Source organism: Gluconobacter sp. OJA (genome assembly GCF_039638325.1).
GTDB lineage: Bacteria > Pseudomonadota > Alphaproteobacteria > Acetobacterales > Acetobacteraceae > Gluconobacter > Gluconobacter cerinus.
The window spans coordinates 691100-707552 of the sequence record NZ_JBDIWI010000002.1 but is presented as its reverse complement, the minus strand read 5'-3'; the positions used below and the strand labels follow the sequence as shown (position 1 = coordinate 707552).

Sequence of the window (16453 nt, the reverse complement as noted above, 5' to 3'; positions counted from 1 at the left end):
CTTGCCCCCACGCTGCGTGGACTGTAGGACTATCCCATCATGATCGCGTCCCAGGGTCCCTCAATGCGCCGTAACCGTCTTCCAGTTGCCCGTCTCAGCGTACAGATGGGTGCAATTGCTTCATTCGGCCTGATGCTGTCTGGTTGCTCAGGCAGCGATCTGGAGCGGGCCTTCGGCATGGAACGCTACATGCCAGACGAATACACCGTCACGACGCGTGCTCCGCTGTCCATGCCGCCTACAGAGAAGATGCAGCTTCCTGGTGCTGCCGATGCGCACCGTCCGGACGAGAGCCCGCGGATGCAGGCTCTTGAAACGCTGTCTCCGGATGCAGCCCTTCACCCGTTCAACGGCGAAAACAGCAGCGGCCAGTCCGCGCTGGTTGGCCAGGTGGACAAGGCTTCGGGTGCTCCCAACAATGCCGAGCTCGGTGCTGCCGATGCGGGCTTTGTTGACAACCTGATGTTCTGGAAGGGCGGCCAGGCTGGCTCCGTAGTCGACGGGGACGCTGAAAATCGCCGTATTCGTGAGAACTCTGCTCTGGGGCGTAACCCTGCAACAGGCGCGACCCCGACCGTCAAGAAAAAGAGCGGTCACTTTCTGGGCGTGCTGTAAACAGCACTCTCCCTGCCTTCAGGATTGTGAGTCACCATCCTGTCTGAGAAAACTTCCCTTGCACGCCCGGTCATCCGTCGGCTTTCAGGTCATGTTGTTGATCTGATTGCGGCGGGTGAGGTGATTGAGCGCCCGGCTGCGGCTCTGAAAGAGCTTGTCGAGAACGCGATTGATGCTGGCGCCACACGCCTTGTGGTCGCCCTTCGCGCTGGCGGCACAGATCGTATTGATGTCACGGACAATGGTTGCGGCATGACGCCGGAAGAACTGGACATGGCTGTCCAGCGCCATTGCACATCCAAATTGCAGGACGAACGTCTCGTTCAGATCCGCACGCTTGGTTTCCGTGGGGAAGCCCTGCCATCCATTGGGGCAAGCGCACGCCTTTCCATTACATCCCGAACAGCCGAATCTGACACGGCCTGGTGCATTCGTGTCGATGGAGGCGTCATTACGCCGCCGCACCCCTCCTCCGGTCCGGTGGGCACACGGATTGTGGTTACGGATCTGTTCTTCGCCACTCCTGCGCGACGCAAATTTCTTAAAAGCCCGCGTGTGGAAAACAGCCATGCCGAATCGGTCATGCGGCGGCTGGCTCTGAGCGCGCCGCATTGCGCCATGCGCTTCACACTGGACGACAAGGTCCTGTTTGACCTGCCCGAACAGAGCCCCATCGCCCGGACGGCAACGGTTCTGGAGACAACACCCGACACGCTGATCCCGCTTGATGAACAGCGCGGCCATATACGCCTGTCCGGCTTTGCATGTGGCCCTGCCAAAACAAAGGCTACCGGTTCGGGCCAGTTCATCATGGTCAATCACCGCCCGGTTACAGATCCCATGCTGCGGACAGCCATTCGTGTGGCGTATCGTCCCGTCATTGAACGTGGACGTTTTCCGGTGATGGCTCTTCATCTCAACGTGCCTCTGGAGCGACTGGATGTGAACGTACATCCTGCCAAGACGGAACTGCGCTTTGCCGATGAAGCTGAAGTCCGGGCACTCGTCATTGGCGGTTTGGGTCGGGCACTCGGCCATGGGTCCAGTGGCGGAGGCGGAATCCACGCCAGCTTCGGGTCACGTCCAGCGCGTCCCTCAATTTCCTACCCGTCGCGGCCAGACGTTCCTGTTGAACTGCCTTCTTTCAAGGAGTTCCGCACAGAGCCAGCAGCATCGTTGCCCTTAAGTGTGCCAAAGGCAGCGCCATTCGCTCCCGATCGATCGGGTTTTGCTGAGCAGGAGGCCGGTTTTGCGCCGGCTGCGCGTGCGCCCCAACCTGTCCCAGAGCATCTTGACGCCTCTTTTCCGCTTGGCGCTTCGGTGGCTCAGGTCTTTGACACATATATTATTGCCGTTGCCCCTGATGGGGATCTGGTTCTCGTGGATCAGCATGCGGCTCATGAGCGTCTGACCCATGAGCGTCTGAGAGAGCAATATGCCAGCGGGACTCTACGCTCTCAGGCTCTTCTTCTGCCTGAAGTCGTGGACCTTCCCCGACGGGACGCTGAGGCTCTGCTGGCACGGTCTGAAGATCTGTCCAGGCTGGGGATAGACCTCGAATCCTTTGGTGCAGGGAGCGTGCTGCTCCGATCAGTCCCCGCCCTTCTCGGCATAAAGGACGTTCAGGGCCTTCTGCGGGATGTGGCGGACGAACTCGCCAATGATCCGGATCTTGATGCTGGCAATACGGATAGTTTTTCCAATCGTCTGGATGCCATTCTGGCCCGGATGGCCTGTCATGGAAGCATTCGCGCGGGCCGACGCCTGAAACCGGAAGAAATGGATGCCCTTTTGCGGGAAATGGAGCGTACTCCGCGCGCCAATACCTGTTCGCACGGCCGTCCAACCTGGTTAAAACTGACGCGTAGCGAGATCGAGCGTCTTTTCGGGCGTATTAAATAGTCGCCCAATTGTGATCCCATTGCTTGATCTGAGGCATGGACGGCGCGCTCTTGCGGGTGTGTCTGTAAGCCTGTCGCTGAACAGGCGTAAATTTTGGAACCATGGAGTCCGCTGGCTGCGCTTTGACGGTAGCAACGCCAGAAACGTTGAAGGAAGAATACAGACATGCCGGCCAGCTCCAGCGGGAACACAGTTTTCCTTGATACCCTTCGTTCGGTCGTCGGCCGCCGTCATGTTCTGACCAAGCCCAACGCGACTTATCGCTTCCGTAAAGGATACCGGTTTGGGCTCGGCGATGTGCTGGCCGTTCTACAGCCAGGAAACCTTGTTGAACTGTGGAAAGCTGCCAAGCTCTGTGCTGAAAGTGGCAAGATCATCATCATGCAGGCCGCTAACACCGGCCTGACCGGTGGCTCTACACCGGACGGCAACGATTATGACCGCGAGATCGTCATCATCAGCACGAACCGGTTGGATGGCATCCACCTGATCGGTGAGGGGCGGCAGGTTGTTTGTCTTCCTGGCTCGACCCTGCATGATCTGGAAGAAAAGCTCGCCAAGATTGGCCGCGAGCCCCACTCGGTTATTGGCTCATCCTGTATTGGTGCCTCCGTTCTGGGGGGTGTGAGTAACAATTCCGGCGGCGCTCTGGTGCAGCGCGGGCCTGCTTTCACGGAAATGGCCCTGTTCGGTCAGATGGGGGCAGATGGGAAACTGCATCTCGTCAACCATCTGGGGATCCGCCTTGCAGGTGATCCGGAGCAGATTCTTTCTGCCGTCCAGGCGGGGCAACTTCCGGATAGCGCTATCGACTGGAACGCAGGGCGCGGCCATGACGCGGGTTATGCCCAGCATGTGCGGGACGTGGATGCTGAAACGCCTGCCCGCTTTAATGCGGACCCCAACCGCTGGCATGAAGCCGCTGGATGCGCGGGGAAGCTGATTGTGTTCGCCGTTCGCCTCGACACCTTCAAGGCCAATAAGAATCCAGCAGTATTCTACATCGGGACCAACAGCACGCAGGATCTGGAAGACCTGCGTCGTCATATCCTCACAAGCTTCGATGAGTTGCCAATCGCCGGAGAATATATCCATCGCGATGCGTTCAATATTGCCGAGGTGTATGGCAAGGACACGACGGCCATCATTCGCTACATGGGCACACGGTTCCTGCCCACGTTCTTCGGTCTGAAATCCCGGTTCGATATTGCCGTACAGCGCATCCCCGGCATTTCAGGCCACCTGAGTGACCTGTTGCTTCAGGCGTTCAGCAAGATCATTCCCAAGCAGCTCCCGGCACGCATGTGTGATTTCCGGGATCGTTTCGAGCATCATCTCATGCTCAAGGTATCGGCGGAGCTCGCAGCGCCCGTCAAAGCGTATCTTGAAGACTGGCACTCAAAAACGTCTGGCGATTTCTTTGCCTGCACCCCGGAAGAAGGCAAGCTGGCCTTCCTTCATCGCTTTGCCGCAGCCGGAGCGGCCATCCGTTACCGTGCCGTTCATTCAAAGACGGCAGAAGACATTGTTGCTCTCGATGTGGCGCTACGTCGCAATGACCGGGAGTGGTTTGAAACCCTGCCGAAAGAGATTGAAGATAAGCTGATCGTCAAACTCTACTACGGCCACTTCTTCTGCCACGTGATGCATCAGGATTACGTGGTGAAAAAGGGCTACAACGCTATGGCCGTGGAGCACTCCATGCTGCCAGGTTTGGAAGCCCGGGGCGCCCGTTATCCTGCCGAGCATAACGTTGGTCATCTTTACGATGCGCCGGAAGAGATGATCGAACACTATCGCAGTCTGGACCCATGCAATTGCTTCAATCCGGGTATTGGCAAAGCCACCAAACGCCGGAACTGGGTTGCTGAAAGCGTCTGATTATCCTTTGCCCGGATGGTTAGTGCAGAGTGGCTTTCCGGGCTGTGAGAACGTTGCCGAGAGACGCAACAACGATGCACAGAACGCCTGCCCATCGTGTGATCGACAGCGCTTCGCCCAGAAAGATCCAGCCTGAAACGGCGCCGAGCATGGGTTCCATGCTCAGCAGAATTCCAAGGTCTTTCGGCCGAAGTCGACGCATGGCCATCATGTCAAGAATATAAGGCACGGCCGAGGAAAGAACGGCCACGCTGAGAGCCGCTCCACCCTGCCACGGATGCGTGATGACGGTGGGAATTGTGGGAATCAGGCAGGGGAGAAGAAAAATCCCCGCCGTGGCCATACCCAGCGTTGTCGCTTGTCCCGCATCCAGTATCTTCCCCATGCGTGTGCCTGTGAGGATGTACACGATCCACCCGCAGCCACTCAGGAGTGCTGCACAGACTCCGAATATATCCAGAGCATGGGCAGATCCGGCGACGGCTGCTGTCTCGGGACGCAGCAGCAGATACAGCCCGGAAATCACAAAGAGGACCCAGCACAGGTCTAGCCAGCGACGTGATCCAGCAAGTGCGAGCGTCAGCGGGCCTGTGAATTCAAGTGCAACCACGATTCCCAGTGGCAGGCGAACCAGCGCCACATAAAAGCAGAAGTTCATGACCGCGACAGACGCGCCATAAGGCAGCAGCAGCTTCAGGGCTGCTGGTGTCAGAGTCATGCGAGTCGGGCGCCAGATGGCCAGCAGAATGAGTGCGGCCATGCAGACACGCAGCCCCACCATCCCGGTTGGACCAAAGAGCGGGAAAAGCCCCTTAGCCAGAGTGGCGCCGATCTGGAAGGAGGATATCCCCCCGATCAGTAGCCCTACCGCCTTAAGTTGTCCGTATTTTTCAACAGGCTGCACACCAGTGGTCACGTTCAGACGTCAAGATCTTCGACGGAACGGGCGTGCTCCTGAATGAAGCGGAATCGGAGTTCCGGCTTGCGCCCCATGAGGCTTTCCACGCGTTCGCTTGTCAGCGCGCGATCCTCAGGAAGAGCAACAACCCGCAGAAGCGTCCGGCGTGCAGGGTCCATCGTCGTCTGCTTGAGGTCCTTCACAGGCATCTCGCCCAGACCCTTGAATCGGGACACTTCGACCTTCGCATTGGACTTGAAGTCCGCCTTGATGCGCTTGTCACGGTCCTGATCGTTCATGGCATAGACCGTCTTTGCCCCATGCGTCAGGCGATACAGCGGCGGCTGAGCAAGATGCAAATGCCCATGACGGATCAGTTCGGGCATTTCGCGATAGAAGAACGTCATCAGAAGGGAGGCGATATGCGCACCGTCGACGTCAGCGTCTGTCATGATGATGACGCGGCCGTAGCGAAGTCGGCTGATGTCGAAAGACGCCCCCAGACCGCAGCCAAGAGCTTCCGTCAGGTCACGAAGTTCCTGATTCCCGCGTAGTTTGTCGGCGGTGGCGGAGGCGACGTTAAGGATCTTGCCGCGCAGTGGTAGAACAGCCTGCGTTTCCCGGTCACGCGCCTGGCGCGCAGAGCCACCGGCCGATTCGCCCTCGACCAGAAACAGTTCGGTCTCGGAGGCGTTCTCGCGGGTGCAGTCTGTCAGCTTGCCGGGAAGACGCAGTTTGCGCGTCGCACTTTTCCGCGCTGTTTCCTTGACTTCACGACGGCGCAAACGCTCTTCAGCGCGCTCCACCATGAATGCCAGAAGATTATCGGCCTGCTGCGGGTTTCCGCCGAGCCAATGGTCGATTCGGTCACGCAGGGCGCCTTCTACAAGACGCGAGGCTTCCTGATTGGTCAGTTTGTCCTTGGTCTGGCCCTGAAACTGCGGGTCACGAATAAAGACAGAAAGCTTGGCCGCAACGGCGCCAAGAACATCTTCAGCCGTAATCGCTGCTGCGCGTTTGACCTTGCGCTGGTCCCCCCAGGAACGGAAACCCTTGACCAGAGCAGCCCGGAAGCCCGCTTCATGCGTGCCGCCCTGCGGCGTGGGAATCGTGTTGCAGTAGGAGGTGAGTGTGGATGTGCCAGCTTCCAGAAACGCGACAGCCCACTCTACCTTGCCACCTGTCCGGCCATCGGCTGCCAGAGGAAGCTCGGCTTCTCCGGCCCAAAGTGGCGTCAACAGATCAGGGTTGGTACCGAGTTCTGCCGTCAGGGCATCTTCCAGACCGTTTGGAAACTGGATCGTGGCTTCAACTGGTGTTTCGTCGCCAGCCTTGATCAGTTCCGGATCACATTTCCACTGAATGATGACGCCACGGAACAGAGCGGCCTTGGAGCAGCAGAGTCGGTATAGGCGGGATGCGGAAAAATGAAGATTCCCGAAGATTTCCGGATCCGGCGAAAATCGGACCGTGGTGCCTCGGCGATTGGGAGCCTTGCCGACTTCGGCTAACGGGCCAAGCGGCACACCACGAGAGAAATCCTGCCGATACAGTACCCGGTCCCGGGCGACTTCCACTTCAAGCTTGTCGGAGAGCGCGTTGACGACCGAACTGCCGACGCCATGCAGGCCGCCAGACGTATCATACGCCTTTCCAGAGAATTTTCCGCCTGCATGAAGCGTCGTGAAGATCACTTCCAGCGCGGATTTATCCGGGAATTTGGGATGAGGGTCCGTTGGAATGCCGCGACCGTTATCGCGCACCATGAGTGTCCGCGGGCCTTCCAGTCGCATTTCGATGCTACTGGCATGGCCGGCTACGGCTTCATCCATGGCGTTATCGAGAATTTCGGAGGCAAGGTGATGATAGGCGTTATCATCCGTGCCACCGATATACATTCCCGGGCGACGACGAACAGGCTCCAGTCCTTCAAGGACCTCGATATCCTGTGCGCCATAATCCGTGTTGACGGCGCCTTTGCGGCCGCCAGTCGCCTTGGTATTTCCTGCTTTGCCTGACTCGAACAGATCGCTCATGTCTGCGTTGTCGCCGTCCCAGTCCGGAACGTCAAGAGAACGCTTCCGGATGGAACAGAACGACTGACTTTTGGCAGCAGATCAGGCGCGGTGCGTGCGACGCGTCGTGGTGCTTTTGGTTGTGCCATGGCGCGGGCGACGGTCAACCGTGGCAGGTGCTGCACAGCTCTCATAGGACGCAGGCTGGGCGACATCTTTGGCTTCGGCGTAGTGAGCCAGATCAGATCCTGTTTCTAGTGCATCGATCTCATCGAACATGGCTGTGCGCTGTTCACAGAAGACCGTGCCGGACTTCAGGCCGCCAAGGGACTGCACATCAGCCAGCTGCGTGATGTAATCATCGTGAGCTGCCTGAGCGCGGCGGCCGTAGGTGGTGCGGAAATAGCCATCGAGGCGCTTTTCCGCGTCCAGAAGGGACGGGCGGAACTTGGCAACGAACGCGTTGTAGCGATCCTGCGACTTGCAGGAGAGAGCCGTTACCATCAGTTCGGACTTCAGGCCCGCGACGTCAAAAGCTTCATGAGCCGGGGAGTTGCCGCACTCAGCTGCGAAAGCTGGCGTGGCATGAGCGGCGAACAGTGTTGTGCACGCCAGGCCAGCACCAGCCAGACGGACGAAGGAACGACGGAAAAACGAAGGCATCGACAAACTCCACAAGGCCGGGACTGATGGCCGGAAACAGACAGACAGCATAATCCGGGCTTGCGGCCCGCGGAAAGATGAATCCGCATGTGAGAAACGTGCGGCAAGCTCTTTACCTGCAACATAATTTCGTGGCGGAAAATGGGCGTTCGCGTTCTCAATTGTAATTTATCGCGCCGACCGCAGAAAAAGCCCTGAAAGTGCGCTTAAGGGAGACGGACAGGCTTTCACCCCGCCTCGTCCTGTTCTACATGCGAACGTCTATCTTGTCGCGGGAAGCGCGGCATTAAGTCTGTCACGAGCGTTGGAGTTGACCGTGCGCCTGCGAGGTTCCGTCATTACCCTGGGATCGGCCTTTGCCTTTTCCCTGCTTCTTTCCGGCTGCGCACAGCAGGCGATCGTTCAACGCTCTGTGACGCCGAACCCCTTCGGCTACCAGAAGGTTTCTGCAGTCTGCCACGTCTCGCCGGTTACAACCGCCGCTGATGGCACGATGAACGTGGACATGACCGTTCGCAGTGACGATGGCCTCTGCGCGATCTCCGTGCAGAAATCCTTCGGCAGCAGCTATTCCTCCTTCGGTGTGAATCCTGCGCCGTCACACGGCAAGGCTTTCCTCTACAACTACGATGGCCACACCTACGTGAACTATACCCCTGCAACGGCCTATGCTGGCGCAGACACGTTCACGGCGGAGCTGATCCCAGGTGGTGGCAAGAAGCGCGAACACCTCGTCGTACACATCACTGTGGACGCGACCGGCGTTGTTGTTGCTAAGCCTGCTGTTACGGCACCGACGCCGAAGGCTGCTACAACCACCACGAAAAAGAAGACAGCTACGCGTCAGACGACACGTCGCAAGCACTGAAGCTCTGAAGCTTTGTGACGAAAAAGGCGGGGTTTATCCCCGCTTTTTTTGTATCGTTTTTACCAGATCAGACATGAAAAAAGCCGGCACCCAGTCAAGGGCGCCGGCTTTCAAGGTCGTTTAAAATGTAAGGCTAAACCTTACTTGAAATCGATTTCAACGCGGCGGTTCTGAGGCTCACGAGCATTCGGGCCTGTCGGGACGAGGGGGTGAGCCTCGCCAAAGCCCTGCGTGGAAATGAGGCCAGCTGCCACACCGTCACGGATCAGCTCAGCCTTCACACTTTCGGCGCGACGGTTGGAGAGGCCGAGATTGTAAGCCTGACCGCGTGCCCCTGGCTGGGCAGCGGACGTGTCCGTATATCCGCTGACTTCAATATGCGTGACCTGGGTCGAAGTGGAGTTCTTGGCAGCTTCAGCCACCACAGACTTTGCACGTTCGCTCAGAGCAGCCGAATCCCAGTCAAAGAAGACCAGATACGTGCGTGTCGGGGCTGGCGCGGGCGCAGCAATCACTGCTGGAGCCGGTGGTGCAGGCGGCGGAGCCGGGTTGAACTCGTAACGCAGGCCTAGGAGCAGCGAGTGATTGAAGTTCGTGCGGGTATCGCGGTTGCCCGTGGAAGAGCCATAAGCCTGCTTCTGATCCCAGCCGCCGTAAACGCCTGTCGCCGTAGCGTGATGACCGTTAGGCCCAAGCAGGGAGTAGAAACGGTATTCTGTCGTGGCAGAGAGACCAACCACCCAGGGAACAGGGAAGGACAGACCGAAGATGCCCTGATAGGCGAAGTTTCCTGCCGTACCGGTGACGTGCTGGTCGAATGCACCGTTGGGCGCATGAACATAGGTGTTCATGGACTGCCAGCCGTAGCCTACGCCTGCGCCGAAATACGGATAAACCCAAGACTGGCCGATATCCATGTCGAACAGGGCATTTGCCATCACGCCGTAGCTCTGCTGGCGACCACCAACAGACGACGGGAATAGGCTGCTCTTGAACTGCTGGAGACGATTGTTGCGGTAATTTCCCTCAACTTCGACCCGGAACCCGTTTCCGAGGCCCCAGCCAACGCTGCCGAGTCCCGTGACGCCTGCCTGATAATGGTCACGGCCGCTCGGGAAGACAGGAGAAAGACGGACTGTCTGATCCTGGTTGAAGCTCGCGCCGCCAGACCCGGAAACGTACAGTCCCCTGACCGGCTGCGCCTCTGCGGCCCCCATGACCAGCATCGAAACGCCTGCAGTGAGCCCGGCCCGGGCAAGCCAGGTCCTGAAAACGGATCGCTGCATCATGTCATTTCTCTCCAACCAACCCAATTTGAAAGTCTTCTTGCCGAAACTACAGGCGATGGCAACGCGCCGAACCCTTTAATGGGTGATGCGAAAGTTTCACAATGGGCATGTTCGTCGCCCAGTGTGTCCTCCCTCCCACAGTTCAGTGCATCACGTCCAGATCTGCGCGACGCGAACCGAGTGTTCGTTCCAGCGGCGTGGCCACATTCCGAACTTCCAGTTCAATGACCCAGAGGTCCGGATCATAACGACGCTGGCGTTCCAGATAGTCTTCCAGACCGGCTGCGCCTTCAACGTCTGCCCGAATCCAGTCCGAACCATTTTCACGGAGGAGGGCAACATTGTCGTCGCGGTCTCTGAGAACGATCAGGACGGCTCCGGCATCCTCATCACCTTTTTTCAGGACCATGGCGGACGTGCCGTCGGAAGAAATCCGTCGCATCACGGCGCGCACCCAGAGACCTGTTTTTAAACGTGCACCCATGAAAGTTCCGTCCATATCCTGAAAAGTTAGTGCAGAGGTGCGGTATTTTCGTCAGGGACAGCTTCAAGTGCTGCCTTGTAGGCCGAAGCAGAAGACAGCATGAATCTTGCCGTGTCCATGTCTGCGTCTGTCCCAATCGCTGCCGGGCAATGCCGTCGAATGTCCAGAATTCGGGCAACAGGAACAGGGTAGCGTGCTGCCCGAGCCATCTGAACGGCTCCTGCCTGCGGGGCATTCCCGTTTTTCAGAGCGTCAAGCTGGGCATGCAGGTCATCGCTCCCCCGGGAGGTGCAAACCTGAGGCATGACGCCCAGACCTTGAATGGGCCAGCCCAGCGGGGCCTGATTTCGGCTCCATGTCACGAACAGTTCGCCGCCATTGGGCATCTGGCCAATCACCTGCACCAGACCCTTGCCCAAGGTCTCGCTGCCAATGACGACGGCGCGGCGATGATCGGCCAAGGCTGCGGCAAGAATTTCCGCTGCACTTGCTGTGCGACCATCCACGAGAATGACAATTGGTGCTCCACTTGTCATGTCGCCGCCTTGAACGGCCCAGATGTGATTGGCCTGAGGATCGCGGCCATGCGTCGTGACTGCTACGCCATGATCGAGGAACAAGGCGGCAGCCGTAACAGCCTGTTGAAGAACGCCGCCACGGTCCCCGCGCAGATCAATAATGATCCCGGCAGGGCGCTTTGCTTTGCCTGCTGCCTGCGTGGCACCAGAGCCATCAGGTGTGTCATCTTCCACCACCTGATCGAGATACTGGCTGATTTCCTCAGCCGTCTGGGTCGAAAAGGAAGTGATCCTCAGAAGTGTGTAGGCATCCATCGTAGATGCAAAAACAGTCTCGGGCGGGACCTGCGCTCTCATCAGCTTCAAGGTCGCCGGACGTTTTCCCTTGGAGGCGAGGGCCAGAGATACGGCTGTGCGCTCATCGCCGTCCAGCCAGCTCTGGACGGTATCAGGAGACTGTCCGTGCGTAGATTTTCCATTCACCGAGACCAGACGCTGTCCCATGTCCACCCCAGCTTCCCAGGCCGGTCCATTGGCATTGACAGCCGTCACAACGATCGAATGACCTTTTTGTCCTAGCGTCAGGCCTACAGTGCCGCTTTGGCCGGTACGGCGTGTTCGGTCCGCAACCGCCGGGGTCGGTCCCAGATACCGTGAATACGGGTCCATGTGGTTGAACAGTTCATCAAAGAACCCTTGAAGCAGGGCATCATCACCCGCCTCCCGGATCGTGGATGAGTGGGACCAGGCAGCGTCCATGGCGGCAGTTACAAGATCGGCCCATCCGGTTCGGCTGGTATCAGCGGGGAGGGGATGCTTGAAGAAAGCCTTCTGCCCCCGCGTGATTGTCACGGTTTCAGGAATATGCTGACCGTCACGATCCTCAGCAGGGTTCGTTGTCACAATAATCGTGGGATCGATCGCCGTTAGCCCGTCCAGTCCCCAGATACAGAATTCCCTTGCGGAATGGGCATCAAGGGTGCGCGGCGCCAGAAACCCAAGGGCGGCGACAAGAACGTCTCTGGTCATTCCACCAGCAAAGGCCGGAGCGGCTTCAGGGGCTGTAGGTGTGCTGCTTGATGGCGTGGCCTGCGTCTGGGCAAGAGCAGGCTGGATACCCCCTCCTAGTGCCAGTGTGAGAAGGCTTAGGATAAGAACCGGGCGGCACGCCGTCTCGCGAATATGCGACAGAAACAGGATCATGGGACGTGCGGCATGGCGCAAAGAGGGGTCCTTGAGGAGAGGCGGAAAGAAGGAAGTGGTTACCCCATCCATCTTTTGACCACGCCACAAACTTCAGCCCCGGTAAAGACACACCAATGACATTGTTGGAAGGAGTGCAACCAGGTCACACCCCCTCCAGAGTAACGCTTCAGGCTTCCGAGGAAGAGTCTGCTGCCGTTTTCCGCTTTTTCGTTGCGGATCCGGCTGTTTTCCGCGCCGTCGAAGTTTTTGTTGTGGCGCGGGTCGTCTTTTTCTTTGGAGCTTCTTCGCCAGAAGTTGCATCCACATCCGAAGTTTTTTTGCTTTTTGCCGTTTTGGCTGGAGCCTTCTTCGTAGTGGTCTTCTTGGCGCCCCCCTTCAGAGGTTTGCCCTTCTCAGCCAAGAGTGCCACCGCAGCGTCGAGCGTAATGTCATTCATGTCCTGATCTTTGGGCAGATTGGCAATCAACTGGCCATGCTGCGCATACGGACCAAAACGACCCTTGCGGATCATGACCGGCTCACCGTCCTTGGGATGTGCTCCGAGGTTACGGATGGAGGCGAGCTTCTTCGCCAAGCTGTCGACTGCCCGGTTCAGCCCAACCGTCAGGACGTCATCGTCTTTGTCCAGCGTGCCGTAGATCGCACCCATCTTCACATAGGGCCCAAACCGTCCAAGGCCGGCTTCGATCTTTTCCCCTGTTTCCGGATGCATGCCAACCAGCCGGGGCAGGGACAGAAGTCCCAGAGCCTGCTCCATGGTCATGGTGTTGCCGTCCAGCCCCTTGGGGATGGTTGTACGTTTGGGCTTGGCCTTCTTGTCTTCCGGGTTGGGTTCCCCCTGCTGGACATACAGTCCATAGGGCCCACGACGAATGGTGATGTCCTCACTGGTGTCCGGATGCTGGCCCAGAACCTTGATACCGTCCTTGAGGCCCTCATCCGCACCGTCATCAGCGACCAGACGTCGCGTGAACTGGCAGGTTGGATAGTTGGAGCAGCCGATGAAGGCGCCAAACTTGCCAAGACGCAGCCCCAGACGGCCTGTGCCGCAGGATGTGCAGACCCGTGGATCAGTACCGTCTTCCTTGGGCGGGAAGAAGTGATCGCCCAGATCTTCATCCAGAGCGTCAATAACGTCTGAGATTTTCAGATCTTTTGTCTGATCCACGGCTGCCGAGAAGTCATGCCAAAAGGCTGCCATGACATCGTGCCAGTCAGCCCGGCCACCGGAAATGTCATCCAACTGTTCTTCAAGAGACGCTGTGAAGCCGGTATCGACATAACGCTCGAAAAAGGACGTCAAGAACGCTGTGACCAGTCGTCCGCGGTCTTCCGGCAGGAAGCGCTTGGCTTCCAGTCGAACGTAGTTACGGTCCCGCAGAACGCCCAGAACAGAGGCATAGGTGGAAGGACGACCAATGCCGATCTCTTCCATTTTCTTGACCAGAGACGCTTCGGAGTAGCGCGGCGGCGGTTGGGTGAAGTGCTGCTCAGCGTCAACAGCCGTCGTCGCGACGCGGTCCCCTTCCTTCATGGCAGGAAGCAGCTTGCCGTCGTCGTCTTCCGCCTTCGAATCGTCCTTGCCTTCGATGTAAAGCTTCAGGAAGCCATCGAAGGCAATCGTCGAACCCGTTGCCCGAAGCAGTGTTTGTCCGCTGGCATCCGCCAGGGTGACTGCAACCTGATCAAGCTCGGCAGATTGCATCTGTGACGCCACCGCGCGCTTCCAGACCAGTTCATACAGCCGCCGCTGTTCAGGAGACAGCGCATGAGCGACCTGTTGAGGTGTGCGGAATACATCCGTGGGGCGCACGGCTTCATGCGCTTCCTGCGCATTCTTGGCTTTGGTCGAATAGGCGCGCGGATAATCCGGCACGTACTCGTCCCCAAACGCCTTGCCGATATGCCCGCGAATCGCGCCGATTGCCTCTTTGGCCATCGTGACGCCATCGGTTCGCATGTAGGTGATCAGACCGATCGTCTCACCACCAAGATCCACGCCCTCATAAAGCTGCTGGGCCGTGCGCATCGTTGTCTGCGCGCTCATGCCAAGCTTGCGGGAGGCTTCCTGCTGAAGCGTAGAGGTCGTGAATGGCGGTGGTGGGTTACGTTTCGTCCGTTTGCGCTCGACAGAGCGAACGGTGAACTGACCGGCCTGTACGATGTCACGAGCCTCAAAGGCCAGTTGTTCGTTATTGAGATCGAACTGGTCGAGTTTGTCGCCACGCAGATGGGTGAGGCGCGCCTGAAAAGCTGCTTTCGCCGGAGTATTGAACCCGCCAGTAACGGTCCAATATTCCTTCGGCTTGAAAACCTCGATCTCGGCTTCACGCTCGCAAATGAGGCGGAGCGCCACGGACTGCACGCGGCCGGCACTCTTGCTGCCGGGCAGCTTACGCCAAAGCACTGGCGACAGCGTAAAGCCCACCAGATAGTCCAGCGCACGACGGGCCAGATAAGCGTCAATCAGAGGCTGATCCAACTCACGCGGGCCAGCCATCGCAGCAGTGACGGCAGATTTCGTAATTTCGTTGAAGGTGACGCGATGAACGTCGATTCCCTTCAGGAGCTTTTTTTCTTCAAGGACACTGCGCACATGCCACGAGATTGCTTCACCTTCGCGATCCGGGTCAGTGGCCAGATAGAGGTTCTTTGCTCCCTTTAGAGCCTTGGCAATGGCCGCAATCTGTTTGGCGCCCCGGTCGTCAGTCTGCCAGCTCATGGCAAAGTTCTCGTCCGGGCGTACGCTCCCGTCCTTGGGCGGCAGATCCCGCACATGGCCGAAGGAAGCAAGAACGGTAAACCCGCTTCCCAGATACTTGTTGATCGTCTTGGCCTTTGATGGGCTCTCGACTACCACAACGTCTGTCATTGCCACTCCGGTCTTCCGCGTCACTTCCTGTTCGGCTGTAACGCCACGCGCCCGCCGGGCACGAACTCCACGACACCCCCAAGCTCAAGCTCAGTCAGTGTCGACAGTACTGCCGAAACGGAGAACTGGCAGCGGCGCATCACCTCGTCAACTGTTACCGGTGTCATGGAGAGAAGCGGAAGCACCTCAGACAGTACAAGATCGGGGTCTTCCCAGTGATCCTCCGTACTCACATTCCATGCTGTGTAAGGTTCTGAAAAGCCTTGCAAAATACCAGGTTGGTGCGCCTGCTTTACCCATGGAGGTGAAAGGGGAGCCGGGAGCTCGGAAGGGAGGCAAGAAAGAATATCCTGCACATTTTCCGTGAGCGTCGCTCCGCGCCTTAAAAGCTCATTGCCGCCGCGAGACCGCGGATCGAGTGGCGAGCCGGGAACGGCATAGACTTCTCTGTCGTATGAGATCGCCAGATTGGCCGTAATCAGCGTTCCGGAATGCAGTGCGGCTTCCACAACAACGCATCCGAGAGAGATCCCGGCAATCAGCCGATTGCGGCGAGGAAAGTGCCGTGCCTGGGGAACGGTACCCAATGGCGCCTCTGTTACCAGGCACCCGCGTTCGGCAATACTGGCCTGTAACTTCGCATTTTCTGGCGGGTACACGTGATCCAGCCCTCCAGCGACAGCCGCCGCCGTCAGGCCGGGATAAAGGGCTGCCTCATGAGCCGCCGAATCGATCCCACGAGCCAGACCTGAAACAACACAGATCTTCGAGTCTGCAAGCTCAGTAGAGAGGCTTTCGGCCATGCGAATGCCCGCAGCAGAAGCATTGCGTGCTCCCACAATGCCGACAGAGCGCAGAGAGAGTTTAGCTGGATCTCCCTGAACAAAAAGCACAGGGGGAGCGTCTTTGATGAAGGACAGCATCAGGGGATAATTGGCGTCCCCCCGGATCAAAACATTTCCGCCCATTTTCCGGAGGGTTTCAACTTCATCGGCCATCTGGTTAGCCGATGGAATAACCGGAAGATCCAAACGGCCAGCCTGACGCATCCGTTCAGGAAGTGCGGAAAGAGCCGCAGTCGGGCCGCCATATTGGCAGAGTAGTCTGGAAAAATTGATCGGACCCACGCCCGGCGTACGAGCAAGACGCATCGCGTCGAGTCGCTCTTGATCAGACAACCGGAACGGTGGAGCAGAAAACGTCGTCATGTTTTCGCTCCTATCCGAATTTCATTAACGGTTG

The 16453-nt window shown here is 58.2% G+C and carries 12 protein-coding genes; 4 read left to right on the top strand and 8 right to left on the bottom strand.

All coding sequences use genetic code 11. The features are described 5' to 3' along the window. The first annotated feature begins 39 nt into the window (after positions 1-39). The 3 genes from ABDK75_RS13660 (at position 40) to dld (ending at position 4398) form a co-directional block, all read left to right on the top strand. Positions 40-615, top strand: coding sequence for a DUF3035 domain-containing protein (locus ABDK75_RS13660; protein ID WP_064274244.1), 576 nt, complete (start codon positions 40-42; stop codon positions 613-615). A gap of 39 nt (positions 616-654) precedes the next feature. Further along, positions 655-2517, top strand: coding sequence for a DNA mismatch repair endonuclease MutL (gene mutL / locus ABDK75_RS13655; protein ID WP_346006191.1), 1863 nt, complete (start codon positions 655-657; stop codon positions 2515-2517). A gap of 165 nt (positions 2518-2682) precedes the next feature. After that, positions 2683-4398 carry a D-lactate dehydrogenase gene (dld, locus tag ABDK75_RS13650; RefSeq protein ID WP_346006143.1) on the top strand — a complete coding sequence of 572 codons (1716 nt, stop codon included), beginning with the start codon at positions 2683-2685 and terminating at the stop codon, positions 4396-4398. 19 nt (positions 4399-4417) lie between these two features. On the opposite strand, the gene ABDK75_RS13645 is transcribed toward dld, so the two are convergent. From ABDK75_RS13645 to ABDK75_RS13635, 3 genes are all read right to left on the bottom strand, one after another. Next, positions 4418-5314: a DMT family transporter gene (locus tag ABDK75_RS13645; protein ID WP_046900260.1), complete on the bottom strand. Its 897-nt coding sequence runs from the start codon at positions 5312-5314 to the stop codon at positions 4418-4420. Between the two features lie 2 nt (positions 5315-5316). Continuing rightward, on the bottom strand, positions 5317-7332 hold the full coding sequence (gene parE / locus ABDK75_RS13640) for a DNA topoisomerase IV subunit B (protein WP_346006142.1): 2016 nt from the start codon (positions 7330-7332) through the stop codon (positions 5317-5319). Between the two features lie 81 nt (positions 7333-7413). After that, entirely contained in the window at positions 7414-7974 is a 561-nt protein-coding gene (locus ABDK75_RS13635) for a hypothetical protein (RefSeq protein ID WP_249203008.1), read from the bottom strand. A 316-nt stretch (positions 7975-8290) separates the two neighbouring features. Between ABDK75_RS13635 and ABDK75_RS13630 the strand changes: the two genes are divergently transcribed. Continuing rightward, a complete protein-coding gene (locus ABDK75_RS13630) occupies positions 8291-8842 on the top strand; it encodes a hypothetical protein (protein WP_046900929.1) in 552 nt (183 codons plus the stop codon). Positions 8843-8982: 140 nt separating this feature from the next. Here the strand turns inward: ABDK75_RS13630 and ABDK75_RS13625 are convergent, their stop codons facing one another. From ABDK75_RS13625 to dprA, 5 genes are all read right to left on the bottom strand, one after another. Further along, positions 8983-10131 (bottom strand): OmpA family protein, encoded by a 1149-nt coding sequence (locus tag ABDK75_RS13625; RefSeq protein WP_346006141.1) that lies wholly within the window; start codon positions 10129-10131, stop codon positions 8983-8985. Between the two features lie 142 nt (positions 10132-10273). Further along, a complete protein-coding gene (locus ABDK75_RS13620) occupies positions 10274-10615 on the bottom strand; it encodes a DUF1491 family protein (protein WP_046900928.1) in 342 nt (113 codons plus the stop codon). A 26-nt stretch (positions 10616-10641) separates the two neighbouring features. Next, positions 10642-12336 (bottom strand): S41 family peptidase, encoded by a 1695-nt coding sequence (locus tag ABDK75_RS13615; protein ID WP_408874439.1) that lies wholly within the window; start codon positions 12334-12336, stop codon positions 10642-10644. Between the two features lie 169 nt (positions 12337-12505). Further along, positions 12506-15211 (bottom strand): type I DNA topoisomerase, encoded by a 2706-nt coding sequence (gene topA / locus ABDK75_RS13610; RefSeq protein WP_346006139.1) that lies wholly within the window; start codon positions 15209-15211, stop codon positions 12506-12508. A gap of 20 nt (positions 15212-15231) precedes the next feature. Beyond that, on the bottom strand, positions 15232-16419 hold the full coding sequence (gene dprA / locus ABDK75_RS13605) for a DNA-processing protein DprA (RefSeq protein ID WP_346006138.1): 1188 nt from the start codon (positions 16417-16419) through the stop codon (positions 15232-15234). Positions 16420-16453: the final 34 nt, after the last annotated feature.

What these genes read in the sequence shown, in the direction of transcription:
- ABDK75_RS13625 (WP_346006141.1), bottom strand. Translation starts at nt 10,131, where the DNA reads ATGATGCAGCGATCCGTTTTCAGGACCTGGCTTGCCCGGGCCGGGCTC.
- ABDK75_RS13660 (WP_064274244.1), top strand. Translation starts at nt 40, where the DNA reads ATGATCGCGTCCCAGGGTCCCTCAATGCGCCGTAACCGTCTTCCAGTT.
- topA (WP_346006139.1), bottom strand. Translation starts at nt 15,211, where the DNA reads ATGACAGACGTTGTGGTAGTCGAGAGCCCATCAAAGGCCAAGACGATC.
- ABDK75_RS13615 (WP_408874439.1), bottom strand. Translation starts at nt 12,336, where the DNA reads ATGATCCTGTTTCTGTCGCATATTCGCGAGACGGCGTGCCGCCCGGTT.
- parE (WP_346006142.1), bottom strand. Translation starts at nt 7,332, where the DNA reads ATGAGCGATCTGTTCGAGTCAGGCAAAGCAGGAAATACCAAGGCGACT.
- ABDK75_RS13620 (WP_046900928.1), bottom strand. Translation starts at nt 10,615, where the DNA reads ATGGGTGCACGTTTAAAAACAGGTCTCTGGGTGCGCGCCGTGATGCGA.
- ABDK75_RS13635 (WP_249203008.1), bottom strand. Translation starts at nt 7,974, where the DNA reads ATGCCTTCGTTTTTCCGTCGTTCCTTCGTCCGTCTGGCTGGTGCTGGC.
- dld (WP_346006143.1), top strand. Translation starts at nt 2,683, where the DNA reads ATGCCGGCCAGCTCCAGCGGGAACACAGTTTTCCTTGATACCCTTCGT.
- dprA (WP_346006138.1), bottom strand. Translation starts at nt 16,419, where the DNA reads ATGACGACGTTTTCTGCTCCACCGTTCCGGTTGTCTGATCAAGAGCGA.